Below are 22904 nucleotides of genomic sequence, written 5' to 3'. Positions count from 1 at the left end.
ATGGCCTCGACTTTCGGCGCCCACGGGCGCTAAAGGCGCGCGCAAATCACCAAATAAGGATACTCTCCCATGCGCATCGACCTTATCCCCGCCGGCGACAGTCCGCCCGACAGCCTCAACGTGCTGATCGAGGTGCCGATCGGCGGCGAGCCGGTGAAATATGAATTCGACAAGGCGTCGGGCGCGCTGTTCGTCGATCGCTTCCTGCACACGCCGATGCGCTATCCCGCCAATTATGGCTTCATTCCGCATACGCTGGGCGAAGACGGCGATCCGCTCGATGCCTTGGTGGTTGCGCGGTCGCCGGTGGTTGCCGGTGCGGTCGTCAAATGCCGCCCGATCGGCGTCCTCAAAATGGAAGACGATGGCGGCGGCGACGAAAAGCTTCTGTGCGTGCCGGTCAATTCGACCTTCCCTTATTATGCGAACGTCGCAAGCTACTCCGACATGCCGCCAATCGTGCTGCAGCAGATCGAGCATTTCTTCGCGCACTACAAGGATCTCGAACCCGGCAAATGGGTAAAACTTGGCGGCTGGGGTGACGTCGACGAAGCCAAGGCGATCATTCTTCAGGGAATCGAACGCGCCAAGGCCAAGGGATTCTGACGCGGGCAACGGTATCGCTCAGCCCGGCTTTCGAGACGCCCGCTTCGGTTTTGCCGCGGCGGGCGTTTTTTCGGGCAGCGAGCGGACATGGACGTCGCGCTGCGGAAAGGGAATTTCGATTCCCGCCGCCTTGAACTTGTCCCAGATGCGGAGAAAAACGTCGCCCTGGATATTGCCGAGCCCACCTTCGGGGTCCGAAATCCACAGCCGCAGTTCATGGTTGACCGCGCTGTCGCCGAAACCGGTGATCCAGCACACCGGGGCGGGCTTTTTGAGAACGCGCGGCGCTTCGTCGGCGGCCTCGAGCATCAATCGCTGCGCCAGCCGCAGATCGCTGTCATAGCTGACGCCGACCGCCATCTTGATTCGCACTTCGCGGCTCGAATAACTCCAATTCTCGACCCGCTCGGTCATCAGCAGTTCGTTCGGAATCAGATGTTCCTTGCCATCGCGCGTGATGACCGACACCGCGCGCACCCCGATCTTGTTCACCCGTCCCACCGCATCGGCGACGACGATGACATCACCCGGCTTGATCGACCGATCCATCAACAGGATGATTCCGGCGATCAGATTGCCGAACGTCTTTTGCAGGCCGAAACCGACGGCGAGCCCGAGCGCACCCGAAAAGACCGCAAAGGCGGTCAGATCGATGCCGAGCAGGTCGATGCCGACGAAAAAGGCCGCAATCACGATCACAACGCTCGCGATCTTTTCGACCAGCAATTGCTGCGTGGGATCGAGGTCGGGACCGCCGCGCACGACGCGCCGCACGACCCGGTTGGCGATACGCACCAGCAGGAACAGCACCAGCGCCGTCAGGGCGATATTGATGAGCGACAGCAGCGAAACATGCATGCGTCCGGCGCTGAAGCCGATCGCATCGAGCCGGTCCTGCAGGGTCGCCAGTCCGCCGACGACGTGCGACAACAGCGCCACGAACAGCACCGCCGCCAGCATCAGCGCCGGAACGCGGCCCAGCCCGACGCCCAGCACCAGATTGCGCGCCGTCGCCGCGGCCGAGAAAGCGAGCACCAGCCCGAGCAGCAGCGCCGGATAGGGCGTCCAGGCCCAGGCACTCCAGCCGATTCCGGCGATCAGAAGCGCGACCAGCCAGCCGAGAATCGCGGGTGCTCGTTCGGTCAGCGGCCCGCGCGAATGGCGTTCGCGGCCATGGAGCCAGTTGGCCAGCTGCGGCCCGAGCCGAACCTTCAGCGTCCAGCCGACGATCAAGGCCGCTCCGGCGATCATCGCGGCGACGCCGAGCTCCGCCAGCTGGGCCTCCGCCATGCGCGGCAAGCCCAGCCGGAGGAGCAGCGCGTCCATCATGATGCGCCGCCGAGCGCAGCGAATCCGCGTTCGAGATCGGCGATCAGATCGACCGGATCCTCGAGCCCGATCGACAGGCGGATGAGCGCATCGGGATCGGTCCAATCGGTCGCGGTGCGAATCGCCTGCGGATCGCTTGGCACCACCAGGCTTTCGAAGCCGCCCCAGCTGAAACCGATGCCGAACAGAGTGAGCGCGTCGATAAAGCGCGCGCGTGCAGCATCGCCCGCGCCTTTCAGCGTAAAGCCGAACAGGCCGCTCGCCGCCGAAAAATCGCGCGTCCAAAGCGCATGGCCCGGATCGTCCGCCAGCGCCGGATAGAGAACCCGCCCGACCTCGGGCCGCGCCGCAAGCCAATGCGCCACCGCAAGCGCATTGGCGCCGTGGCGCTCCAGCCGCACATCGAGCGTGCGCAGCCCGCGCAGCATCAGCGCGCAATCGTCGGGCGATACCGCATGGCCGAGCTGATAGGTCGCCTGCCGCAGCCGCGGCCAGAGGCTGCGCGTCGCGGTCAGCGATCCCATCATCGCGTCCGAATGACCGCCGACATATTTGGTCAGGCTCATCATCGTCACGTCGGCGCCATGCGCGATCGCCGGAAAGAGCAGCGGGGTCGCCCAGGTATTGTCGAGCATCGTCACGACGCCGCGTTCGCGGGCGATGCGCGTGATCGCTGGCACATCCTGGACCTCGAAGGTCAGGCTGCCCGGCGATTCGAGGAAGATCAACCGCGTTTCGGGTTCGATCAGATCGGCGATGCGCGCGCCGACGCACGGATCATAATAGCTGGTCCGCACGCCGAACCGCGCGAGCATGCCGTCGCAAAAGCTGCGCGTCGGTTCATAGGCGCTGTCGACCATCAGCAGATGATCGCCCGGCGCGAGCAGCGCAAGCAGCCCCGCCGATATCGCTGCAACGCCCGAAGGATAGAGCAGCGTGCCCTCCGCGCCCGGCTCGAGTTCGGTCAGCGCGTCGGCAAGCGCCCATACCGTCGGCGTACCGCGGCGGCCGTAATAGAGTTTGTCGTGCGTCGCATGGCCGCGCGCCTTCAGATCGGCGATGCTGTCATAAAGGATCGTCGAGGCACGCCAGACCGGCGGATTGACGATACCCCCGCCAAGCCGAGGGTCACCCGTCCATTCGGGCCGCCGTCCGCCCTGCACGAGCTTCGTCGCGGGGCGGCGTCGATCATCCTTGTCCGCCGGGCCGGCCACCGCCCGGTCAGGCCGCGCCGGTCGCTTTCGGAGTCGCCGCGTCGGCGCCCCACTCGCTCCAGCTGCCGTCATAAACGGCGACATCATCCTTGCCGAGCAGATGCGCGCCAAAGGCAAGGACGGTCGCGGTCATGCCGCTGCCGCAGGTCGCGACGAGCGGCTTGTCGAGATCGATCCCGGCGGCATCGAAAGCCGCCTTCAGCGCATCGCCCTGCTTCCAGGTGCCATCGTCGTTGAACAGCTGACTGTGCGGCAGGCTGCGCGAACCGGGAATATGTCCCGGTGCCATGCCCGGACGCGGATCGCGTTCCTCGCCCGTGAAGCGCGCCGCCGGGCGCGCATCGACAACCTGTTCGGTGCCGCCATCGACATTGGCGAGCATCTGATCCTTGGTGCGGACGGCCTTCGCGTCGCGCCAAACGGTGAAGTGGCGGTGGCGCAGCGTCTGCTTGCCCATTTCTAGCGGGCGCCCTTCGGCCTTCCACTTGGCGAGGCCGCCGTCGAGCAGCGCGACATCATGCGCGCCGAACAGTTTGAGCAGCCACCAGGCACGCGCCGCGCTCTTGAGCGGGCTGTCGTCATAGATCACGATCCGGCTGCCGTCGCCGAGGCCGAGCGACTGCATGCGGCTCGCGAATTTTTCGGGCGGCGGCGCCATATTTTCGACCGCGCTCGTCGCGTCGGCCAGTTCGGTCAGGTCCATGAACACCGCGCCGGGGATATGGCCGGCTTCATATTCGGCCCGCGCGTCGCGGTCGGTTCCCGCCATGAATTTCGTCGCATCGACAACCCGCAGGTCCGATGCCCCCAGTTCGCGTTCCAGCCATTCGGTAGAAACCAAGGCGTCCATGTCATGCTCCTGTTACGACCGGGCGGTGGACCTTCTATCCATTCCCTCCGCCGGCCATCCTGCTGTGGCTCTTAATCTTTCCGGGGAACATCAGCCTATGCCCCCACCTGCGCTTTTTCAAGCGCAGTGGCGCTCTGCCCCAGTCAATGCTGCGCCGCAACACAAAAGCAGAGGTAAAGCGGAGCATGGCGCCCGCGCGACGCGGAGAATCACTGCATCCGGCGCACGGCGGTCGTGCGCGCACCAGGGCGGTCGATGACCAGCATCGGGCGATCGAAGGGCAGCGGTGCCAGCTTGTCGCTGCCGCTCGTCCCCTGTTCGCGGCCGAGCACGAAACTGCCGGCATTCTGGCCAAAGGCTTCGCCAGGGCCATCCCAATGATAGGTGACGTCGAGCGCTATGACCGGGATCAGCATCGGGCGGCCGGCGATCACCAGCGGCTCGACGATCGCCCGCGGCAACATCACCTCGGTCGTCAGCGCCTCGCCCGCGCCCGCCGCCAATGTCATGTCGTCGCGCAGCACGCTGCCCCCCGCGCCGTCGAAAAAGCGCGCGAGCACCGCTTCGGGCATCGCCGACGCCTGATGCAGCGCAATACGGACGAGGAGGCCGGTGGCGTCGAGCAGCCCCTCGTTCAGCAGGTTGAGCGTGAAGGACACGACCAGATGTTCGGACGTCAGGCGAATGTCGCGCACCTCGAACGCCATCGACACCTGCGCGCGTCGTTCTGCGGCGGGGCGCGTGACGAGCGGGGAGGGAACGGGCGGCGAAGCGACCGGAAGCGGCGTCGGCCGGAATTGCGGCTGGGGCCCACGATCCGGTTGCGGCGCGGGTTGCGGCGCCGGAGGAGCAGGCTGCGGCGCTGGCTGCGGCGCTGCGCGCGCTGCAGGAACGGCGGCACGCGGTGCGGGCGGCGGCGAGGGCTGATCATAATCAGCCGGGGCGTCGGCGGCGGGCGCTGGACGGCGGCGCCAATACCATAGCCCCGCCCCGGCAGCGGCGAGTCCCGCGAGCAGCCACGCCCAGATTGGCACCGCGCCCTTGTCGATCGGCGCCGCCGCACCGGCTGCCTCGTCCGACGGCTGCACCGGCGCATCGAGGGTGCCCGCTGCGCTCGTCGGATCGCTGGTGAAGCCCGGCAGCGTGGCGGCATCGTCGGTCGGCGAGGTCGCGGCGGGCGCACCCTGCGATGCGGTCGGTGCCGGAGTCGGCGCGGGCGCAGGCGCCGCGGAAGGCGCGCGCGTCGATGCGGCGGCGGGCGTATCGCGGCGCGTGGGCGTGGGCGCGGGGGTCGGCGCCGGCGTGGTCGCGGTCGGACGCTGGGTCGTCGGCGCGGGCGCAGGGCGCGTCGGGACGACCATGCTCGGCGCAGGCGTCGGTGCCGGAGTCCCGCGGCGCTCGCCCGGCGCAAGCGGCGGAATGCCATTGTCCGCGGGACCCTGCATCCCCGTGGTACGGCCATCGTTGGTCGACGGCAGGCGGAAGGTCGACGGACTGGTGGCCGACGGCGCCGGGGTCGGGGCGGGCGTTTCGTCCTGCTGTGCCAGCGCGGGCGTTCCCGCTGCCCCCGCAATCAGCACCGCCGCCAGCGCGGCGGTCGATAGCCGCGCCATCTTCGCTGTCCGCCCGAAACTCCGCTTCGTCATGATGTAATGCGATCCCGAAAACTCTGTATGGCCTGCGCCTTGCGTATCGCACGGGCGCTTCGCGCCGCCATCCCGTCCCGATCGACGGTGACATCGGCTGCGCGCCGCACTAGACGAAAGCCATGAGTGATTCCAGCCATACGCCGCTTCAGCCCAAACATCTCGGCCAATCGAGTGAACTGCCTGCCTCGCCCGAGGCGGCATTGCTCGACTATGTCCCCAATCCGCGCGCCGGCGAGCTGTATCTCGTGCGCTTTGCCGCGCCCGAATTCACCTCGCTCTGCCCCGTTACCGGGCAGCCCGACTTCGCGCATCTGGTGATCGACTATGCGCCGGGCGAGACGATCGTCGAATCGAAAAGCCTCAAGCTGTTCCTCGGCTCCTTCCGCAACCATGCAGGCTTTCACGAAGACTGCACCGTGGGTATCGGCCGCCGCCTGTTTGACGAGATGCAGCCGCAATGGCTGCGCATCGGCGGCTATTGGTATCCGCGCGGCGGCATTCCCATCGACGTGTTCTGGCAATCGGGGCCGCCGCCCCTGGGGCTGTGGCTGCCCGATCAGGGGGTCGCGCCCTATCGCGGCCGCGGCTGAGTGCATTCTTCGCCGACGCAGAAGATGGTCCTTCCCGAGACCGGACCAGAAAAGAATCGGATTTCATCTTTCCGTCACGAATTGTTGACACTAGTGTCAACGATATGAGCAGCGCCGCGCTTCCCCACGACCATGACATCACCGTCGGCCCCGACGTCATCGACTTCATGGGCCACGTCAACAACGCCCATTATCTAAGCTGGGTGCAGGATGCAGTGCTGTCGCACTGGCGAAAGATCGCGCCGCCCGAGGCGGTGGCCCAGCATCTGTGGGTCGCGCTGAAGCATGAAATCACCTATCGCCGCCCCGCCTTTCTCGACGATGAGGTCATCGCGACGGTGATCCTGGAAAAGGTTCAGGGCGCGCGCGCTTTCTATGAAACGATCATAAAGCGCGGCGAAGAGGTGCTCGCCGAAGTCAAATCGAGCTGGTGTTGCATCGACGCCGAAACGCTGCGCCCGGCGCGCCTCGCCAGCGATGTGATCGCGCGCTTCTTTCCGGGCGAGAAAGTTTAGGGTAGCGTCCTTGCGGCAGTTTGCTGTTCCCTGACGAAAGCCGGGGTCCGGGGCTTTAAAACTCCAACGTCAGCGTTCGACGCTCTGGGCCCCGGCGTTCGCCGGGGAACACAATAGCGACCCGGGACGCTCGTTCCTTCAGTCAGCCCGGCAATCTTCTGTCGCTTGCAGCCCCCTACGCCGCTTCGAACCGGATCGGCAGGCGCTTCAAGCCGCCGACGAACACCGATTCGACGCGCGCCGGTTCGCCCGCGAGTTCGAGCTTTTTCAGGCGCGGCAGCAATTCTTCCATCATGATCCGCATTTCCATGCGCGCCAGATGCTGGCCGAGGCACACATGCGCGCCGAAGCCGAAGGCGATCTGCTGATTCTTCGCACGGTCGGGGTCGAAGGCAAAGGGGTCGCCGAACACCGCCTCGTCGCGGTTGGCCGAGACATAGTTGAGCATCAGCCAGTCGCCTTCGCGGATCTGCTGCCCGCCGATCTCGACATCGGCCCGCGCGGTGCGCATGAAATGCTGCACCGGCGTCGTCCAGCGGATCGCCTCTTCGATCAGCCCTGCCTTGTCGCTGTCGGCGGCCCGAAAGCGTTCGAAAAGCGCCGGATTCTTCGCCAGCTCCATGATCGCGCCGGCGGTTGACGCACTCGTCGTGTCGTGCCCCGCCGTTGCGATGATCATATAATAGCCTGCAAGTTCGCGGTCAGGGATCTGACCGCCGTCGATCGTCGCATTGGCGATCACCGTCGCAATATCCTGACGCGGATTGGCGCGGCGGTCAGCGGTCAGTTCGCGGAAATAATTTTCGAAATCAGCGATGACATAGTGGAGCATGGCGATCGCCTGTTCGGCGCTGGTGATCGCCTCGCGGCTGCGGTTGAGGTCGGGGTCGGTCGATCCGAACAATTGCTGGGTCAGCATCAGCATTCGCGGCTCGTCTTCCGGCGGCACCCCCAATATGTCCATCACGACATGCAGCGGGTAATGCGCCGCGACGTCACGCGCGAAATCGCATTCGCCGCCGGTCGCGAGCAATTTGTCGACCGTCTCGCGTGCGATCTGACGGATGCGGTCTTCGACCTGCTTCAGATTCTTGGGCATGAACCAGCTCTGCGTCAGCAGCCGGTATTTCATATGGTCGGGCGCGTCCATCTGGACGAGCGAACGGATCAGATGCCCGTCATTGCCCGGCGTCGCGGCGCGGGCGAGCGCCTCGCCATCGCGATTGGTGAGCACGGTCGGGCGCACTGCATTGGCAAAGCGCTGCGGATCGCGGCCGATCGCCATGACGTCAGCGTGCCGCGTCACCAGCCAGAAGGGATCATAGTCAGGGTTCTCGGCTACCGCGAGCGGCGCATTGGCGCGCGCCCAGGAAAGCTGTTCGTGCAAGCCGTCCCATGCCCCGTAAGCGGCGGGATCGACGACGGCGGCGGCTACCTCTCCAGGCAATATAGGTTTTGTCATGCAACCAAATTGCCTGAAGCCTCGGCGCCTGTCGAGATGGAATAGCGCGCCGCGGGCGCGGGCTCGGATCAGCCGGCCGCCTGGCGGTGCGCCTCGGGAAGCGCCGCCTGCCATTCGGCGAGTGCGCGGTGGATCATCGCTTTGAGCGCCGCGGCCTGACGGCGCCACGCGGCGTTGCAATCCGCGTCCCATGCGGTGCCCGCCGCCACCGCAAGCGCATCGACCGCCATATCGACGAAGGCGTCATATTCGGCCGTCGTCAGCGCTCCATAGTTGCGATGCGTCACCACCAGTTCGGCAATCTGCGGCCAGACCCAGCCTTCGTCCTGCGCCAGCCCGAACATCGCCTGCAACGTCTCGTCGGTCATGCGCCGCGACGCCGCATCGAGGTTCAGAAAGGCGGCGCGTCGCTGCGGGAAGGCATTGAGGAACCGATCGAACAGCGCATGGCGAATGTCGATGCCCGCGTCGGCGATGGCGAGCAGCGCCGCCTCCATCCGCGCGGCATCGCCGGCGGTCATTTGAACAGGCTGCCCAATATGCCGCGCATCAACTGGCCGCCGAACTTGCCCGCAACCTGCCGGCCGAGGCTCGTCGCGGCAGAGCGCGCCGCCGATTGCATCATCTTTTCGGCCATGCTCGGCTTCGCCGCCTCGCGCGCCGCGGCGCGTTCCTGTTGCAGGCGGACGCGCTCGTCGGCGGCCTTGCGCTTGGCCTCTTCCTTCGCTGCGATTGCCGCCGCCTTGTCGGCTTCCTCCTGCGCCTTGGCTTCGGCGGCGGCCGCCTGCGCCTGCTCGGCCTTGGCGGCGAGCAGTTCTTCGGCGCTTTCACGATTGACGAGTGTGTCATATTTGCCCGCGACCGGCGAGATCGACTGGATGATCGCGCGCTCCTTGGGATCGAGCGGGCCGGCGCGCGAGCAGGGCGGCTTGATCAGCGTGCGCTCGACCGGAGAGGGCGCGCCGTCGGGCATGAGCAGCGAGACCAGCGCCTCGCCGACCTTGAGCTCGGTGATCTCGCGCGCGACATCGACCTTCGGATTGGGCCGAAAGGTGTCGGCCGCCGCCTTCACCGCCTTCTGGTCGCGCGGGGTAAAGGCGCGCAGCGCGTGCTGGACGCGGTTACCGAGCTGCCCCGCGACTTCTTCGGGCACATCGATCGGGTTCTGCGTCACGAAATAGACGCCGACGCCTTTCGAGCGGATCAGGCGCACGACCTGTTCGATCTTGTCGACGAGCGCGGGCGGCGCATCGTCGAACAGCAGATGCGCCTCGTCGAAAAAGAAAACGAGCTTCGGCTTGTCGGGATCGCCGATTTCGGGAAGCGTCTCGAACATCTCGGACAGCAGCCAGAGCAGGAAGGTCGCATAAAGCTTCGGACTGGCCATCAGCTTGTCGGCGGCAAGGATGTTCACATAGCCGCGGCCCTTGTCGTCGCACTGGATCATATCCATGATGTCCAGCGCGGGTTCGCCGAAGAAATGGTCGCCGCCCTGGCTTTGCAGCGACAAAAGCTGGCGCTGGATTGTCCCCACCGTCGCTTTGGTCACATTGCCATATTTGGTCGACAGATCGCCGGCATTTTCGGCGCACCAGGCGAGCATCGCCTGCAAATCGCCCATATCGAGCAGCAGCAGATTCTGTTCGTCGGCGACGCGAAAGGCGATCGACAAAACCCCTTCCTGCACCTCGTTGAGATCCATCAGCCGCGCGAGCAGCAGCGGCCCCATTTCGGAAATGGTGGTGCGGATGGGGTGGCCCTGTTCGCCGAACAGGTCCCAGAAGATCGCCGGATTGTCGTGATAGGCCCAGTCGCTGTCGCCGATTTCGGCCGCGCGTTTGGCAAAGACCTCGTGCAGTTTCGATGTCGGACTGCCCGCCATCGCGAGGCCCGACAGGTCGCCCTTCACGTCGGCAACGAAGACCGGCACGCCGACCGCCGAAAAGCCCTCGGCCAGTCCCTGCAGCGTCACCGTCTTGCCGGTCCCGGTCGCGCCCGCGATCAGCCCGTGGCGGTTCGCGCGCTTCAGCACCAGCGACTGGCGCGGCCCGTCGGGCGCACCGCCTCCGCCGAGTCCGATATAGATTTCGGTCGCTTCGCTGCCGTCGCTCACTGCTGCATTCCTCCGCTCTGGGCACCCGGCCAAGAGCCTAGAACGGCGCAGGAAATCAGGCAATCGGCAAAGCGGCGGCGGCCGGTACCCGGCCGACATGCAAAGGGACCGGAAAGATGGCTTTCCGGTCCCTTGCTTGCGGTTCCGCGTGCCTTACCAGCCCGACGGCTTGCCCTTATTCTGTTCGTCGAGCCATTTCTTGAGCGGGGCGAAATATTCCATCATCGCCTTGCCCGACATGTCGCGGCTGCCGGTGAAGACCTCGAGCGCGTCAGGCCAGGGCTTGGAGGCGCCCATTTCGAGCATCGCGTTCAGCTTCTGCCCCACTTCCTTGTTGCCATAGAAGGAGCAACGGTGGAGCGGGCCCTTCCATCCCGCCTGCTTGCACGCCGCCTGATAGAATTGGAACTGCAGCACGCGCGCCAGGAAATAACGGGTGTAGGGCGTGTTGCCGGGGATATGATATTTGGCGCCCGGGTCAAACGCGGTTTCGGGGCGCGCGACCGGCGGCGTGATGCCCTGATATTGCAGGCGAAGCTGGGTCCAGGCCTTGTTGTAATCGGCGGGCTTGATCGACCCGTCGAACACGCCCCAGCGCCAGCGGTCGACGAGCAGGCCGAAGGGCAGGAAGGCGACCTTGTCCATCGCCTGACGCAGCAGCAGGCCGATATCCTTGTCGGCGCTCGGCACCTTCGCCTTGTCAAGCAGGCCGATGTCGACCAGATATTGCGGGGTGATCGACAGCGCGATGAAGTCGCCGATCGCTTCGTGGAAGCCATCGTTGGCGCCGTTCAGATAGAGGAACGGCTGCTTGTTATAGGCGCGCTGATAATAGTTGTGGCCAAGCTCGTGGTGGATGGTGACGAAATCGTCGCTGTTCACCTTGATGCACATCTTGATGCGGATGTCGTCCTTGTTGTCGACGTCCCAGGCCGAGGCATGGCACACGACTTCGCGGTCGGCGGGCTTCAGGAACTGGCTGCGCTTCCAGAAGGTATCGGGCAGCTTCGCGAAGCCGAGCGAGGAATAGAAATTCTCGCCCGCCTTGACCATGTCGAGCGGCGCCTTGCCCTTTTCCTTGAGCAGATCGCCGATGTCGTAACCTAGGTCGCCCGATCCCGGCGGCGCGACGAGCGGGTAGATATTGCCCCATTCCTGCGCCCACATGTTGCCAAGTAGATCGGCGCGGATCGGGCCGGTTTTCGGCTGCACCGCGTCGCCATATTTCTCGTTGAGTTTCCAGCGGACATAGGTGTGAAGCGCCATGTAGAGCGGTTTCACTTCCTGCCACAGCCGTTCGGTGGTCTTCGCGAAATCCTCGGGCGACATGTCATAGCCCGACCGCCACATCGCGCCGGTATCGGCAAAGCCGAGTTCCTTCGCGCCTTCGTTGGCGATCGCGACCATGCGCGCATAATCATCCTTCATCGGGGCGCCGACATTGTCGTGCCAGCTTGTCCACATTTCGGCGAATTCGGCGGGCGTGTGCTGGAGATTGCCCATCTCCGCCTCGATATCCGATCCCGAGATTTCCTTGCCGTCGAGCCTGCCGCGGCCCTTGCCATATTGCGATTGCAGGTCGGTCGCGATCGTGTTGAGCTCGGTCGCGGCGCCAGGCTTCGTCGGCGCGGGAAGGACAAGGCCGGTGCGCAGGATGTCGAGCTTGCGCTTCGTATCGGCGCTGAGCCCCGGCACATCCATATATTTCGCGGCTTCGAGTGCATATTTGACCGACTTTTCGGTCCCCACGGCATTGATCCGCGCGGCCATCGCGTCGGTGTCGTCGGTGATGTAGGTGGCGTTGACCCAGTTCACTTGGCTCGCCTCGACCGTATAGTCGAACAGATCCTTCTCGACGGCGGCGATGAAGGCATCGGCGTCGGCCGCGGTCGGCGTGGCGGCGGGGGCCGCGGTCGCGGCGGCATTGTCCTGCGCATATGCCGGTGCGGCGAGCGCGAGCGACAGGGCAAGCGACATAGTCGAAATCATGGCTTTCATGGGGTGCAATCCTCTGGACTTTGGGGGTGCGCTCTGCGGCGCCGTAAAACCAGCTTGGCGCGTCGGCGCCGGGGGGTCAAGCGGTCAGAAAGGCCGCGATCGCCTCACCCAGCTCGGGCTCGGTGACGCTCGACATGTGCGTGCCGGGGATCGTCGCGAGTTGGGCATCGGCCAGCGCCGCGACTAGTTCGGACGCTGAGCCATTGTCCTGATCCTGTTCGCCGCACACCACCAGCGTCGGCATCGTGATCGCCGCCAGCGCTTCGGGCGGCGTGTCGGTGAAGCTGTCGAGCAGAAGCCCCGCCGCGACACGGTCGATCTTCATCGTTTTCATGAACTGGATCGACAGCCATGTGTCGTCGCCGCGCTTCGCGCTGTCATATTCGGCGATCACGCGCTTGAAGAACTGCCCGCGCCGCTGCCACCCCGCGAGTCCCGCCAGCCCCATACCGCCAAGGATCAGGCGCGCCGGGCGCATCCCCGCAACGACCGCGCGCACGCTCGTCCGCGCGCCGAGCGAGAAGCCGCCAAGGTCGAAATCGGCAAGATCGAGATGCGCGACCAGATCCTGCAGGTCATCCACCAATATGTCGGAAGGATAATGCTCCGCCCCATGCGGCGCCGCGCTCGATCCGTGGACGCGCAGGTCGGGCATGATGACATGATATCCCTCACGCGCGATTCGCGCTGCGGTGCCGAATTTGATCCAGTTGACCTCGGCGCTCGAAAACAGGCCATGCAGCAACAGGATCGGCCGACCTTCGCCCATTGCGCGCCAGGCCAGGCGCACCCCATCGCGCGCGTCGAAAAATTGCGGTTCGATGCTCATGCCCGTCCTTATGCGGGGAAGACGCGCAAGGGCAAGCGGGTGAAATCCCCAAGCGGGCGTTCGCACGAACCGACCGACATCAGCCGCGGCCACACATGGTGGTTTTGGGGTAGGGAGCGGACTTCGCTCCATGCAAACGGGCGAGGATAAGCGCGAACGTCCGCAAGCTATCGCGGGCGCAACCCTTTTTGCTCCATGCGCCACTTCGCCATTTCGATGCGGTCCTGTCCGAAGAAGGGCTCGCCTTCGAACACCAATGTCGGCACGCCCCAATGGCCGGCGATTTCGAGCGCGACCTGGTTGGCGGCGATCTCCTGATCGAGCGTTTCGGCGTCGCTTTCCGCCTCCGCATCGAGTTCGGCGAGATCGAGCCCGGCGCGCTTCGCTGCGCCCGCCAGATGGTCGCCGAGGTGCCAGTCCTGCGCGCCGCCCCAGATGAGCTGCGCCACCTCGTCGCAAAAGGCCAGGCTCTTGCCGCGCCGCGACGCCGCCTGCCCCAGCCGGGTGAGGCGATAGATGTAGGGTTGTTCGGCGGCGATCTCGCGCGTCATCACATTCTGGACGATCGGGTCGGGACGCGGCGGCCCGAAGGGGATGCCGTGGAACTGCGCGACGCGGATCATGTCGCGCATCGTGTAGCTGAGCCAATTGGGGTGGTTGCGCTCGAAAAAGTCGGGCTGGCGCACGGCCAGCGGATAGACCGGGCGCAGGTTGATCGTCACATCGTGGCTCGCCATCAGCGCGCGGTAGCGGCCGATCGCCAGATAGCTGTAGGGCGAGCGGAAGGACCAGAAAAGATCAGCAGACAGACTCATGCGCGGCATCCTGCAAAAAATGCGGCGCCGCGCAAGCGAAACGGCAATTTTTTGCTCCAAATCAGATGCTTCGCACATGCAGCATAATCGTCATTGAATATTATAGCAGTTGCTATTATATCGCATGCCATGAGTGAGACGATCGGTTTCCTGCTCAACGACACCGCGCGGCTGTTTCGCCGCGCCTTCAACGCACGCACGAAACACAGCGGAATCACCGCGCTCCAGTGGCGGCTGATCAGCTATCTGAAGCGGCACGAGGGGATCCGGCAGGGGCCGCTCGCCGAACTCATCGAGGTCGAACCGATCACCCTGTCGCGCATGGTCGACCGGTTGGTCGAGGCGGAGCTGGTCGAACGCCGCGCCGATCCGACTGACCGCCGCGCCTGGCGACTGTATCTGACGCCGCGCACCGGCGCGATCGTCGGCGGCATGCGCGACATCGCCGATGCGCTGACCGAAGAGGCGACCGAGGGGCTCAGCGCAGCCGAACGCGCGCAGCTCATCGAGCTGGTCGAGCGCGTCCGCGCCAATCTTTCGCGCCGCGAATGCGGCAAGGAACCGACAAAAGAGACAATGTGATGGATCAGCTCTCCCCCTCCCGTCCTGCCGCCGCGCCCACCGCTCCCACCGCTCCCACGGGCGAAGAGGTTTCGGTGCCGAAGGCGAAACCCAAGGCCGATCCCGTGCCGCCCGCGCCCGAGGCCGAAACCGACGAGGCCCGCAAGCCGGGCTGGCGCACCCGCCTGTTGATGTTCGGCGTGCCGCTGGCGCTGCTCGTCGGCGGCGGCTGGTATTGGCTGACGAGCGGCGGCGCGGTGTCGACCGACAATGCCTATGTCCAGATGGACAAGGTATCGATCGCCGCCGAGGTTGGCGGCCGGATCACCGAGGTTGCGGTGCGCGACGGCCAGATGGTCGACAAGGGTCAGCTGCTTTTTCGCATCGACGGCGAACCCTATGCGCTGACGGTGGCGCAGGCGAATGCCGCGATCGACGCGGCCAAGGTCAATGTCGGCAATCTGTCGGCCAGCCTCGCCGCGACCGGCGTCGACATCAAGGCGGCGAAGGAAGCGGTGGGCTTTGCCGAATCCAATTTCGCGCGGCAGGCGGCGCTCATGGAAAAGGGCTTCACCACCAAGGCGGCCTATGACGCATCGAAGCATGCGGTCGAACAGGCGCGCGCAGGCCTTGCGCAGGCCCGCGCCGACGCCGCGGAGGCGCGCGCCAAGCTTGCCACCGGGGGCAGCGGCGTGAATCCCGAGGTCGAATCGGCAAAGGTCCAGCGCGCGCAGGCACAGGTCAACCTCGGCCGCACCGAAGTGCGCGCGCCGAGCGCCGGGCGCATCGCCCAGTCGGACCGGCTGCAACTCGGCCAGATGATGGTCGCGGGGCTCCCCGCGGTGACGCTCGTCGATACGCTGCACCCCTATGTCGAGGCCAATTTCAAGGAAACCGACCTTGCCGACATGCGCGTCGGCCAGCGCGCCGAGATCCGCTTCGACGCCTATCCGGGGCTCAAGGTACGCGGCCATGTCGAAAGCATCGGCGCTGGAACCGGCAGCGAATTTTCGGTACTCCCCGCCCAGAATGCGACCGGCAACTGGGTGAAGGTGACGCAGCGCGTGCCGGTGCGCATCGCGCTCGACGAAACGCCGTCGCGCGACATGATCGCCGGCCTGTCCGCCGACGTCAAAGTGATCACCGCGAAATAGGGGCGGGCCGATGGCGAGCCGCGCCCTTCCCCGCCGGTCGCCCAGTGCGGCGCAACCGGTCGATGCGTCGATCCCGCTTTATCAGCAGGTGCGCTATCGCGGCCTGCTGACGGTGGCGGTGATGGGCGCGTCGGTGATGCAGATTCTCGACACGACCATCGCCAATGTCGCGATCCCGCATATGCAAAGCGCGCTCGGCGCGACGAGCGAGACGGTCAACTGGGTTCTCACCAGCTATATCATCGCCTCGGCAGTGGCGATGCCGATCACCGGCTGGCTCGCCGACCGGATCGGACGGCGGCAATTATTCCTTGCGGCGATCGTCGGCTTCGTCCTGACCTCGATGGCGTGCGGCGCCGCGCAGAATCTCGAGGAGATGGTTGCGTTCCGCTTCCTGCAGGGGATCGCCGCCGCCTTCATCAGCCCGCTGTCGCAATCGGTAATGCTCGACATCAACCCGCCCGAACGGCACGCGCGGGCGATGTCGATCTGGGGCATGGGGATCATGATCGGCCCGATTCTGGGGCCCATCCTGGGCGGCTGGCTCACCGAATCGGCGAATTGGCGCTGGGTGTTCTACGTCAATCTGCCCGTCGGGCTGATCACGCTGGTGCTGATGTGGGCGCTGCTGCCGCGGACGCACACCCGCGAGCGCAAGTTCGACCTGTTCGGCTTCTCGATGCTCGCGCTCGGCCTCGCTGCGCTGCAGCTGATGCTCGACCGCGGTGCGCAGCAGGACTGGTTCGAGAGTGCCGAAATCTGGATCGAACTCGGCGTTTCGGTTGCCTGCCTGTGGATGTTCCTCATCCACCTGCTCACCGCGCCGGTGACCCTGTTCAACCGCAAGATGCTCGCCGATCGCAACCTCGTCATGGGCATGGGCTTCATGATCGTGATCGGGGTCGTCATGTTTTCGTCGATGGCGCTGCTGCCGCCGATGCTGCAACGCCTGTTCGGCTGGCCGGTGATCGATACCGGGCTGGTGCTCGCGGTGCGCGGGATCGGCATCCTGATGAGCATGTGGGTTGCCGGGCGCCTGCTCGGCAAGATCGACGCGCGCTGGATGGTCGGATCGGGACTGCTGATCGCCGCCTATTCGCTCTATCAGATGAGCCAATGGTCGCTGATGATGGGCACCGGGCCCGTGGTCGTCAGCGGGCTGGTGCAGGGGCTGGGGATGGGGCTGATCTTCATCCCGCTCAACACGATGGCCTTTGCCACGATCCCGATGCAGTTCCGCACCGACGGATCGAGCCTCCTCAATCTGTTCCGCAGCATGGGGGCGTCGGTGGGCATCTCGGTGGTCACGACGCTGCTCGGATCGAATACGCAGACCAGCCACCAGGATCTGGTCGCGCATGTCACCAACAGCTCGGTCAGCCTCGTCGACCCCTCGACCGCCGACCGCTTCGGCATCATCGGCGACGTCGCGATGCAGATGGTCAATGGCGAAATCAACCGGCAGGCGGCGATGGTCGCTTATATCGACGATTTCTGGCTGATGATGTGGGTCACGCTCGCGGCCGTGCCGCTCGTCGTCCTGCTGCGTCCCCCCAGGCCCGGCGCGGCGCAGGCCTCGGCCGCCGACATGGGGCACTGACAGGGTCGCGCCAGCGCCGCGTCAGCAGGCCCAGCGCAAGGCACGCCGAAGCTCGGCGGCGCCGTCCCGCTCATATGGCAAGCCGTGCGCCATCACGACGCGCTCGCAATCCCAGCTCAATATAGCAGCGACCGCCCGGCGAACACGCGCGCGGCGCGGCCAGAAGGTCAACCGCAGGTCGATCGGCGCCTTGCCGTCGGGATGCGCCGCGCCCGAGAGGCGGACGAGCCCGCGATAAAAGCGGCTGCGTATCCGCTGCGGCTCAAAATTCTCGATCAGGTCGGTCAGCACGACGGTGCGCGAGGGCCGGTGGAAAAACACCGCTTCATTGACCAGCGTGCCCGGAACGAAAACCGTCTCCAGCTCTTCGGGCAGCACCGCCTCGCCGTCGAGCATCGCGTCGATGCGGAAGGGCCGCTTCGCGCGCGTGGCGAGATCGGGCACCGCGAGCGTTCGCGCGCCGGGATAGATCGCCTGCCAGTCGGCCACATACCAATAATGAAGGCTGTTCGGCGCGATCAGCCAGGCGACCGGGCCGAGGCGGTCGATGGCAGAAAGCAGGTCCTTGTCGGGAGCGATCGGCGAATGAACCCACAGCGTGCCGTCGGCAAGCCGCACGAAGGTCATCCGGGTTGGAAAGGGGATCGAGGTCGGCCCGTAATCCATGCGGATTTCGGGACCATCGACGATCCACAATCGGCCACCAAAGGCTTTGGGCGTGTTGAGCGGCGCATAGGGAAGGAAAGCCGACATGGCGGCAGACTAGCCCCGGCAACGCCGTCGATCAAATCTCGCCGGCGATCTGCGTGACCGTTAACGGAAGAAGCAATTGGCCCCGGCGAACAGCGCCTCGATCTTCGCATCCTTGCCCGGCTCGGCGAACATGCCGCCGATCGCTGCATCGCCGGTGCCCAGGCTGAACTCCTCGCCCAGCGTGCTGTCCTTGTGATCGACGACGGTGGTCGATGCGGATGCCTTGGCGCGCGTCGTGCCGATACCGATGCCGCTGACCGTCGAATAGAATTCGGCGCCCGCCTCGTCGCCCAGAAACCAGCCGACGAACTTGTCGTCCTGAAAATTGAGCGTCATTGCATCGAAGCGCGAAAATTGCATCGGCCCCGCGCCGCACTCGTCATTGTCGCTGCGGTCGTCGACGACCCCCGCAACGCGCGCCAACGCCTCTTCGGCCTGTTTGCGCGGGATGCCGAACGCGAGCAGGCTGGCCTTGCCGCTGGCCTTGTCGATGAAGCGCAGCCCCGCAGCGTCGAGCGCGACCGACAGCGACGCCGCTGCCGGACCGTCGAGCTTCGCCTCTGGGACGTCGGGCACGACCGGCGGTCGGTCATCGGCGGCCGGCTTGTCGGCGGCGGGCTTGCACGCCGCGAGCAGCGCGAGGAGGACGAGGGCGGGCAGCTTGCGCATGGCAGGACTCCGAAGGGGACGCGCCGCTATACGCCAGAGCGCGGGGCGATTACCAGCGCAGCGACATGCAGCTGAGCCCGGCGTCGATCCGCGCGATCTGATCGGTGGGCAGCGCGCGAAACGGGACGCCGCGCGCCGCCAGCAGCGCTTGCGTTGCAAGCCAGCGCGCGCCGATCAGCACCGTGTCGCGGACGCGCAGGATATTCGCCGCGCCTTCTTCGCCCATCGGCGTCAGCAACACCTCCAGCCCCGCAAATTCGGGGCAGTCGCGCATGGCGGGGACGGCGAGCACGGTGCGGTCGTCGACAAGGCCGCAGCCGGTCTTGAAATGCAGCACGCCGGGCGGCGTCTGCGCGATCTGCGCGCGGTGGCCGAGCTCGCCGAGCAGCGCAGTCAGCGTTTCGGCGCCCGCCCGGTCGGTGCGGTCGGACAGGCCGATGATGACGCGGTCGGCAAGGCGCAGCACATCGCCGCCGTCGACATGCCCCGGTCCGGCCAGCTCGAGAACGCGGCCGTGCCGTTCGGCGAGCGCGGCGCGGATATGCGCGACCTCGCCCGCGCGGCTCGGCGCACCGGGACGGAGCAGGATCGCGCCTTCGGCAAAGGTCAGCGCGACGTCCTCGACGAACAGGGCATCGGGAAAGGCATCGAGCGGCGGCAGGACATCGACCGTCAGCCCCAGCTCGCGCAGCACCGCGACATAGGCGGCATGTTCCGCTATGATCCCCGCCAGCTCGGGATCGGGGCCGCCGCCCGCGCGGATGCCGTTGACGGCCGACGGCGCCGGGGTCCGGCAAAGCGCGTGGGTAAAAGCGAAGGGCGCGGTCATGTCACGGGCATAGTCCGGATGCCCCGATCTCGCCAAGGCAATCCTCCCTGCCGCGCAGCGGTGGGGAGGGGGACCGTCCGCGATGCGGATGGTGGAGGGGCCGCGAGCGCACCGGCGTCAAAGCCCCTCCGTCAGCCCATTGGGCTGCCGCCTCCCCATCGCTGCGCGAAGGGAGGTAACAAGATCAACCCTTTTTGAGGTGCCGGCGGCCGAGCAGTTCGGCGATCTGCACCGCATTCAGCGCCGCGCCCTTGCGCAGGTTGTCGCTGACGCACCAGAGGTTCAGGCCATTGTCGACGGTGCTGTCGTCGCGCACCCGGCTGACGAAGGTCGCATAGTCGCCGACGCATTCGACGGGGGTGATATATCCGCCGTCCTCACGCTTATCGACCAGCATGACGCCCGGCGCCTCGCGCAGGATGCGCTGTGCTTCCTCGGCGGGCAGTTCCTTCTCCATCTCGATATTGATGGCTTCGGAATGGCCGACGAAGACGGGAACGCGGACGCAGGTCGCGGTGACCTTGATCTTCGGATCGAGGATCTTCTTCGTCTCGGCGACCATCTTCCATTCTTCCTTCGTCGATCCGTCGTCGAGGAATTTGTCGATGTGCGGAATGACGTTGAAGGCGATCTGCTTGGTGAACTTCTTGATGTCCTTTTCATCGCCGACGAAGATCTGGCGCGTCTGGTTCCACAGCTCGTCCATCCCCGCCTTGCCGGCGCCCGACACCGACTGATAGGTCGAAACGACGACGCGCTTGATCTTCGCCGCATCGTGCAGCGGCTTCAGCGCGACGACCATCTGCGCGGTCGAACAGTTCGGGTTCGCGATGATGTTGCGCTTGGTATAGCCGTCGATCGCGTCGGGGTTCACCTCGGGCACGATCAGCGGCACGTCGGGGTCCATGCGATAGAGCGACGAGTTGTCGATCACGACGCAGCCGGCGGCCGCAGCCTTGGGCGCGTGAATCGCGGTCGCGTCGCTGCCGATGGCGAAAATCGCCATGTCCCAGCCCGACCAGTCGAAATTCTCGATATTCTGACATTTCACGGTCTTGCCGGTATCGCCGATCTCGACTTCGTCGCCCTGGCTGCGCGACGACGCGACCGCCGCCAGTTCGGCGATCGGAAATTCGCGTTCGGCGAGGATGGCGAGGACTTCGCGTCCGACATTGCCCGTCGCACCAGCGACGACGATCCGGTAACCCATGAAATATGTCCTTTGTCTTGGCGTGAAATGAAAAACGACCGGTTCTGCGCTTTGGCGGAACCGGTCGTTTTGGAAAGCTGTTTCGGCTTTGTGGGGAGAAACCTCTCCTTAGCCTTCGCCGGCTTCCGACCGGTAATCGCGGCGCTCCGCAATACGAGCCGATTTACCGGTGCGGCCCCGCAGATAGTAGAGCTTCGCACGGCGCACGGCGCCCTTGCGGACGACGGTAATCGAATCGATGTTCGGCGAATAAAGCGGGAAGACGCGCTCGACGCCTTCGCCGAACGACATTTTGCGCACGGTGAAGTTCGAGCCCATGCCCTTGTTCGAGCGCGCGATGCACACGCCTTCGAAATTCTGGACGCGGGTGCGTTCGCCTTCGACCACCTTCACGCCGACGCGCAGCGTGTCGCCGGGGCGGAACGTCGGAATCTCTTTGCCGGCCTTGGCAATTTCTTCGGCTTCGATCGTCTGGATGAGGTTCATGCCTCTAGTCCTTCTTCTTTTGCCGCGCGCCAGAGGCAGGTCGGGCCCGAGCGTCCTCATGACGCTCCCAAAGGTCCGGCCTGCGTAACCGTGTATGATCTTGCGCCTGTTGTTTCCGCCAGGCGGCGATCTTCGCATGATCCCCCGATCGCAGCACTTCGGGGATCGTGCGCCCTTCCCATGTGACGGGCCGGGTATAGTGCGGATATTCGAGCAAACCGTTCTCGAACGATTCGTCGTCGCCGCTTGAAGCCGCGCCCATTACGCCGGGAAGCAGCCGAATGCAAGCGTCGAGCAGCATCAGCGCCCCCATCTCGCCGCCCGAAAGCACGATGTCGCCCATCGAAAGCTGCTCGATCGGCCGTGCGTCGAAGATGCGTTCGTCGAAACCCTCGAACCGGCCGCACAGGATGATCGCCCCCGGACCCGCGGCAAGGTCGCGCACGCGCTTCTGCGTGACCGGCGCACCGCGCGGGGTCATGGCGAGCAGCGGCAACCCCGGATGCGCCGCCGTCGCATGATCGATCGCAGCGCCGAGGACATCGGCCTTCAGCACCATGCCGGCGCCGCCGCCCGCGGGCGTATCGTCGACGGTGCGGTGCCTGTCGGTGGCAAAATCGCGGATCTGGACGGGCGCGCACGCCCATGTCCCGCTTTCGAGCGCACGTCCCGCCATGCTGTGCCCCAGCGGACCGGGGAACATGTCGGGATAGAGCGTGAGCGGGACGGCGGTGAAGGTCATGACGGCGGCTGCCATAGCGCCTCGGGCAGCAGGTGGCGATCCTTCTTCAATTCGGCGTGCAGCCATTCGCGGAAGCGCTCGATCTTGCGCACCCCGACGCGATTTTCGCGGTGCACGAGCCAAAGGCCGGCATCGGCGACATAGAGTGTATCGAAGGGCTGGACCATCCGGCCGCTGGCAAGGTCGGCCTGCCAGAACAGCGGGGTCATCATCGCGGCCCCGAAGCCCGCCTGCACCGCGCTCGCCTCCTGCAACTGGCTGTCGAGCTCGATGCCGAGGCGCGATGGCGCCAGCGGAGTCGCAACCCCCGCGGCGACAAACCAGTCGGCCCACCAGCTGTCGTTCGGGGCGAGCCGCTGGACGCGCAGCAGGTCGGCGGGTTCGCGGATCGCATGCTCGGCGATGAACGATGGTGCGGCGAGCGGAGCAAGCGTCTGGCGCATCAGAAAGTCGCTGCGCAGGCCGGGCCAGGGGCCCATTCCCAGGCGGATCGCCACATCGACGTTCGACGCGTCGAAGTCGACGAGATCGTTGCTCATCGACATGCGCACGGCAAGGTCGGGGTAAGCGAGCTGGAAGCGGCCGATACGTGCGCTCAGCCATGCGCCGCCGAAGCTCGTCACGGAGCTGATCGTCAGCACGTCGGTCTCGTCGCTGCCAAGTGCAGCGAAGGCATCGTGCATTGCGGCAAAGGCGGCGCGGATCGCGGGGAACACGCGTTGGCCGGTCTCCGACAACCGCACGCGCCCTTTCTCACGCACGAACAGCGCGCGGCCTAGCCGGTCTTCCAATTGGCGGACCTGATAGCTGACCGCTGCCTGCGTCATCCCCAGTTCCTCGGCAGCGCGCGAGAAATTTTCCAGCCTTGCAGCCGATTCAAAGGCACGGACGGCAGCAAGGGGCGGCAGTTTCGGCATCACCGGTGCATAA

The 22904-nt window shown here is 65.7% G+C and carries 23 protein-coding genes; 6 read left to right on the top strand and 17 right to left on the bottom strand.

Going from position 1 to position 22904, the window contains the following annotated elements; translation table 11 throughout:
- The first annotated feature begins 69 nt into the window (after positions 1 to 69).
- Positions 70 to 606, top strand: a complete 537-nt coding sequence (gene ppa, locus AOA14_RS08405) for an inorganic diphosphatase (protein WP_003041938.1) — start codon at positions 70 to 72, stop codon at positions 604 to 606.
- Between the two features lie 18 nt (positions 607 to 624).
- Here ppa and AOA14_RS08400 read toward each other — a convergent pair whose 3' ends face one another.
- From AOA14_RS08400 to AOA14_RS08385, 4 genes are all read right to left on the bottom strand, one after another.
- A complete protein-coding gene (locus AOA14_RS08400) occupies positions 625 to 1935 on the bottom strand; it encodes a mechanosensitive ion channel family protein (protein ID WP_062901460.1) in 1311 nt (436 codons plus the stop codon).
- The gene (gene metC, locus AOA14_RS08395) at positions 1932 to 3149 is read right to left on the bottom strand and encodes a cystathionine beta-lyase (protein ID WP_062901459.1); all 1218 of its coding nucleotides are present in this window, start codon (positions 3147 to 3149) and stop codon (positions 1932 to 1934) included. The genes AOA14_RS08400 and metC overlap by 4 nt, the downstream gene beginning before the upstream one ends.
- 7 nt (positions 3150 to 3156) lie before the next feature.
- Positions 3157 to 3999: a 3-mercaptopyruvate sulfurtransferase gene (gene sseA / locus AOA14_RS08390; protein WP_062901458.1), complete on the bottom strand. Its 843-nt coding sequence runs from the start codon at positions 3997 to 3999 to the stop codon at positions 3157 to 3159.
- 209 nt (positions 4000 to 4208) lie between these two features.
- Positions 4209 to 5645 carry a hypothetical protein gene (locus tag AOA14_RS08385; protein ID WP_062901457.1) on the bottom strand — a complete coding sequence of 479 codons (1437 nt, stop codon included), beginning with the start codon at positions 5643 to 5645 and terminating at the stop codon, positions 4209 to 4211.
- Positions 5646 to 5767: 122 nt separating this feature from the next.
- On the opposite strand from AOA14_RS08385, the gene queF reads away from it, so the two are divergent.
- Positions 5768 to 6238: a preQ(1) synthase gene (gene queF, locus AOA14_RS08380; protein ID WP_062901456.1), complete on the top strand. Its 471-nt coding sequence runs from the start codon at positions 5768 to 5770 to the stop codon at positions 6236 to 6238.
- A gap of 104 nt (positions 6239 to 6342) precedes the next feature.
- Positions 6343 to 6753, top strand: coding sequence for an acyl-CoA thioesterase (locus tag AOA14_RS08375; protein WP_058810779.1), 411 nt, complete (start codon positions 6343 to 6345; stop codon positions 6751 to 6753).
- Between the two features lie 175 nt (positions 6754 to 6928).
- On the opposite strand, the gene AOA14_RS08370 is transcribed toward AOA14_RS08375, so the two are convergent.
- The 6 genes from AOA14_RS08370 to AOA14_RS08345 all read right to left on the bottom strand — a co-directional run bounded on the left by AOA14_RS08370 (position 6929) and on the right by AOA14_RS08345 (position 13970).
- The gene (locus tag AOA14_RS08370; RefSeq protein WP_062901455.1) at positions 6929 to 8215 is read right to left on the bottom strand and encodes a cytochrome P450; all 1287 of its coding nucleotides are present in this window, start codon (positions 8213 to 8215) and stop codon (positions 6929 to 6931) included.
- Positions 8216 to 8283: 68 nt separating this feature from the next.
- Positions 8284 to 8736: a globin gene (locus AOA14_RS08365; protein ID WP_062901454.1), complete on the bottom strand. Its 453-nt coding sequence runs from the start codon at positions 8734 to 8736 to the stop codon at positions 8284 to 8286.
- The gene (locus tag AOA14_RS08360; protein WP_062901453.1) at positions 8733 to 10328 is read right to left on the bottom strand and encodes a helicase HerA-like domain-containing protein; all 1596 of its coding nucleotides are present in this window, start codon (positions 10326 to 10328) and stop codon (positions 8733 to 8735) included. The genes AOA14_RS08365 and AOA14_RS08360 overlap by 4 nt, the downstream gene beginning before the upstream one ends.
- Positions 10329 to 10481: 153 nt before the next feature.
- Positions 10482 to 12326: a M2 family metallopeptidase gene (locus AOA14_RS08355; protein ID WP_062901452.1), complete on the bottom strand. Its 1845-nt coding sequence runs from the start codon at positions 12324 to 12326 to the stop codon at positions 10482 to 10484.
- A 76-nt stretch (positions 12327 to 12402) separates the two neighbouring features.
- Positions 12403 to 13155 (bottom strand): alpha/beta fold hydrolase, encoded by a 753-nt coding sequence (locus AOA14_RS08350; RefSeq protein ID WP_062901451.1) that lies wholly within the window; start codon positions 13153 to 13155, stop codon positions 12403 to 12405.
- Between the two features lie 167 nt (positions 13156 to 13322).
- Positions 13323 to 13970, bottom strand: coding sequence for a 2-hydroxychromene-2-carboxylate isomerase (locus AOA14_RS08345; protein ID WP_003041968.1), 648 nt, complete (start codon positions 13968 to 13970; stop codon positions 13323 to 13325).
- A 129-nt stretch (positions 13971 to 14099) separates the two neighbouring features.
- On the opposite strand from AOA14_RS08345, the gene AOA14_RS08340 reads away from it, so the two are divergent.
- Genes AOA14_RS08340 through AOA14_RS08330 form a run of 3 tightly spaced genes read left to right on the top strand, consistent with a single transcriptional unit; the run spans position 14100 to position 17285 of the window.
- Positions 14100 to 14552, top strand: coding sequence for a MarR family winged helix-turn-helix transcriptional regulator (locus AOA14_RS08340; RefSeq protein WP_062767387.1), 453 nt, complete (start codon positions 14100 to 14102; stop codon positions 14550 to 14552).
- On the top strand, positions 14552 to 15685 hold the full coding sequence (locus tag AOA14_RS08335) for an HlyD family secretion protein (RefSeq protein WP_062901450.1): 1134 nt from the start codon (positions 14552 to 14554) through the stop codon (positions 15683 to 15685). The genes AOA14_RS08340 and AOA14_RS08335 overlap by 1 nt, the downstream gene beginning before the upstream one ends.
- Positions 15686 to 15695: 10 nt before the next feature.
- Positions 15696 to 17285, top strand: coding sequence for an MDR family MFS transporter (locus tag AOA14_RS08330; protein WP_062901449.1), 1590 nt, complete (start codon positions 15696 to 15698; stop codon positions 17283 to 17285).
- A 21-nt stretch (positions 17286 to 17306) separates the two neighbouring features.
- Here the strand turns inward: AOA14_RS08330 and AOA14_RS08325 are convergent, their stop codons facing one another.
- The 7 genes from AOA14_RS08325 to AOA14_RS08295 all read right to left on the bottom strand — a co-directional run bounded on the left by AOA14_RS08325 (position 17307) and on the right by AOA14_RS08295 (position 22891).
- Positions 17307 to 18038 carry a DUF4336 domain-containing protein gene (locus tag AOA14_RS08325; protein WP_062901448.1) on the bottom strand — a complete coding sequence of 244 codons (732 nt, stop codon included), beginning with the start codon at positions 18036 to 18038 and terminating at the stop codon, positions 17307 to 17309.
- A gap of 60 nt (positions 18039 to 18098) precedes the next feature.
- Positions 18099 to 18707 (bottom strand): hypothetical protein, encoded by a 609-nt coding sequence (locus tag AOA14_RS08320; protein WP_062901447.1) that lies wholly within the window; start codon positions 18705 to 18707, stop codon positions 18099 to 18101.
- Positions 18708 to 18756: 49 nt separating this feature from the next.
- Positions 18757 to 19536: a dimethylarginine dimethylaminohydrolase family protein gene (locus AOA14_RS08315; RefSeq protein WP_062901446.1), complete on the bottom strand. Its 780-nt coding sequence runs from the start codon at positions 19534 to 19536 to the stop codon at positions 18757 to 18759.
- A gap of 184 nt (positions 19537 to 19720) precedes the next feature.
- Positions 19721 to 20746 carry an aspartate-semialdehyde dehydrogenase gene (locus tag AOA14_RS08310; protein WP_003041985.1) on the bottom strand — a complete coding sequence of 342 codons (1026 nt, stop codon included), beginning with the start codon at positions 20744 to 20746 and terminating at the stop codon, positions 19721 to 19723.
- A gap of 108 nt (positions 20747 to 20854) precedes the next feature.
- Positions 20855 to 21232: a 50S ribosomal protein L19 gene (rplS, locus tag AOA14_RS08305; protein WP_003041987.1), complete on the bottom strand. Its 378-nt coding sequence runs from the start codon at positions 21230 to 21232 to the stop codon at positions 20855 to 20857.
- A gap of 4 nt (positions 21233 to 21236) precedes the next feature.
- Positions 21237 to 21974 (bottom strand): tRNA (guanosine(37)-N1)-methyltransferase TrmD, encoded by a 738-nt coding sequence (gene trmD, locus AOA14_RS08300; protein WP_003041989.1) that lies wholly within the window; start codon positions 21972 to 21974, stop codon positions 21237 to 21239.
- A complete protein-coding gene (locus AOA14_RS08295; RefSeq protein WP_062901445.1) occupies positions 21971 to 22891 on the bottom strand; it encodes a LysR substrate-binding domain-containing protein in 921 nt (306 codons plus the stop codon). Before AOA14_RS08295 ends, trmD begins: the two co-directional genes overlap by 4 nt.
- Positions 22892 to 22904: the final 13 nt, after the last annotated feature.

This window comes from Sphingopyxis terrae subsp. terrae NBRC 15098 (assembly GCF_001610975.1).
In the GTDB taxonomy this organism is placed as follows: domain Bacteria; phylum Pseudomonadota; class Alphaproteobacteria; order Sphingomonadales; family Sphingomonadaceae; genus Sphingopyxis; species Sphingopyxis terrae_A.
This window is presented reverse-complemented; position numbering and strand designations above follow the sequence as displayed.

Bases quoted from the DNA above. Each gene is read 5' to 3' on its own strand.
- ppa (WP_003041938.1), top strand. From the start codon at position 70: ATGCGCATCGACCTTATCCCCGCCGGCGACAGTCCGCCCGACAGCCTC.
- AOA14_RS08400 (WP_062901460.1), bottom strand. From the start codon at position 1,935: ATGATGGACGCGCTGCTCCTCCGGCTGGGCTTGCCGCGCATGGCGGAG.
- sseA (WP_062901458.1), bottom strand. From the start codon at position 3,999: ATGGACGCCTTGGTTTCTACCGAATGGCTGGAACGCGAACTGGGGGCA.
- AOA14_RS08385 (WP_062901457.1), bottom strand. From the start codon at position 5,645: ATGACGAAGCGGAGTTTCGGGCGGACAGCGAAGATGGCGCGGCTATCG.
- queF (WP_062901456.1), top strand. From the start codon at position 5,768: ATGAGTGATTCCAGCCATACGCCGCTTCAGCCCAAACATCTCGGCCAA.
- AOA14_RS08375 (WP_058810779.1), top strand. From the start codon at position 6,343: ATGAGCAGCGCCGCGCTTCCCCACGACCATGACATCACCGTCGGCCCC.
- AOA14_RS08370 (WP_062901455.1), bottom strand. From the start codon at position 8,215: ATGACAAAACCTATATTGCCTGGAGAGGTAGCCGCCGCCGTCGTCGAT.
- AOA14_RS08365 (WP_062901454.1), bottom strand. From the start codon at position 8,736: ATGACCGCCGGCGATGCCGCGCGGATGGAGGCGGCGCTGCTCGCCATC.
- AOA14_RS08355 (WP_062901452.1), bottom strand. From the start codon at position 12,326: ATGAAAGCCATGATTTCGACTATGTCGCTTGCCCTGTCGCTCGCGCTC.
- AOA14_RS08350 (WP_062901451.1), bottom strand. From the start codon at position 13,155: ATGAGCATCGAACCGCAATTTTTCGACGCGCGCGATGGGGTGCGCCTG.
- AOA14_RS08345 (WP_003041968.1), bottom strand. From the start codon at position 13,970: ATGAGTCTGTCTGCTGATCTTTTCTGGTCCTTCCGCTCGCCCTACAGC.
- AOA14_RS08340 (WP_062767387.1), top strand. From the start codon at position 14,100: ATGAGTGAGACGATCGGTTTCCTGCTCAACGACACCGCGCGGCTGTTT.
- AOA14_RS08335 (WP_062901450.1), top strand. From the start codon at position 14,552: ATGGATCAGCTCTCCCCCTCCCGTCCTGCCGCCGCGCCCACCGCTCCC.
- AOA14_RS08330 (WP_062901449.1), top strand. From the start codon at position 15,696: ATGGCGAGCCGCGCCCTTCCCCGCCGGTCGCCCAGTGCGGCGCAACCG.
- AOA14_RS08325 (WP_062901448.1), bottom strand. From the start codon at position 18,038: ATGTCGGCTTTCCTTCCCTATGCGCCGCTCAACACGCCCAAAGCCTTT.
- AOA14_RS08320 (WP_062901447.1), bottom strand. From the start codon at position 18,707: ATGCGCAAGCTGCCCGCCCTCGTCCTCCTCGCGCTGCTCGCGGCGTGC.
- AOA14_RS08315 (WP_062901446.1), bottom strand. From the start codon at position 19,536: ATGACCGCGCCCTTCGCTTTTACCCACGCGCTTTGCCGGACCCCGGCG.
- AOA14_RS08310 (WP_003041985.1), bottom strand. From the start codon at position 20,746: ATGGGTTACCGGATCGTCGTCGCTGGTGCGACGGGCAATGTCGGACGC.
- rplS (WP_003041987.1), bottom strand. From the start codon at position 21,232: ATGAACCTCATCCAGACGATCGAAGCCGAAGAAATTGCCAAGGCCGGC.
- trmD (WP_003041989.1), bottom strand. From the start codon at position 21,974: ATGACCTTCACCGCCGTCCCGCTCACGCTCTATCCCGACATGTTCCCC.
- AOA14_RS08295 (WP_062901445.1), bottom strand. From the start codon at position 22,891: ATGCCGAAACTGCCGCCCCTTGCTGCCGTCCGTGCCTTTGAATCGGCT.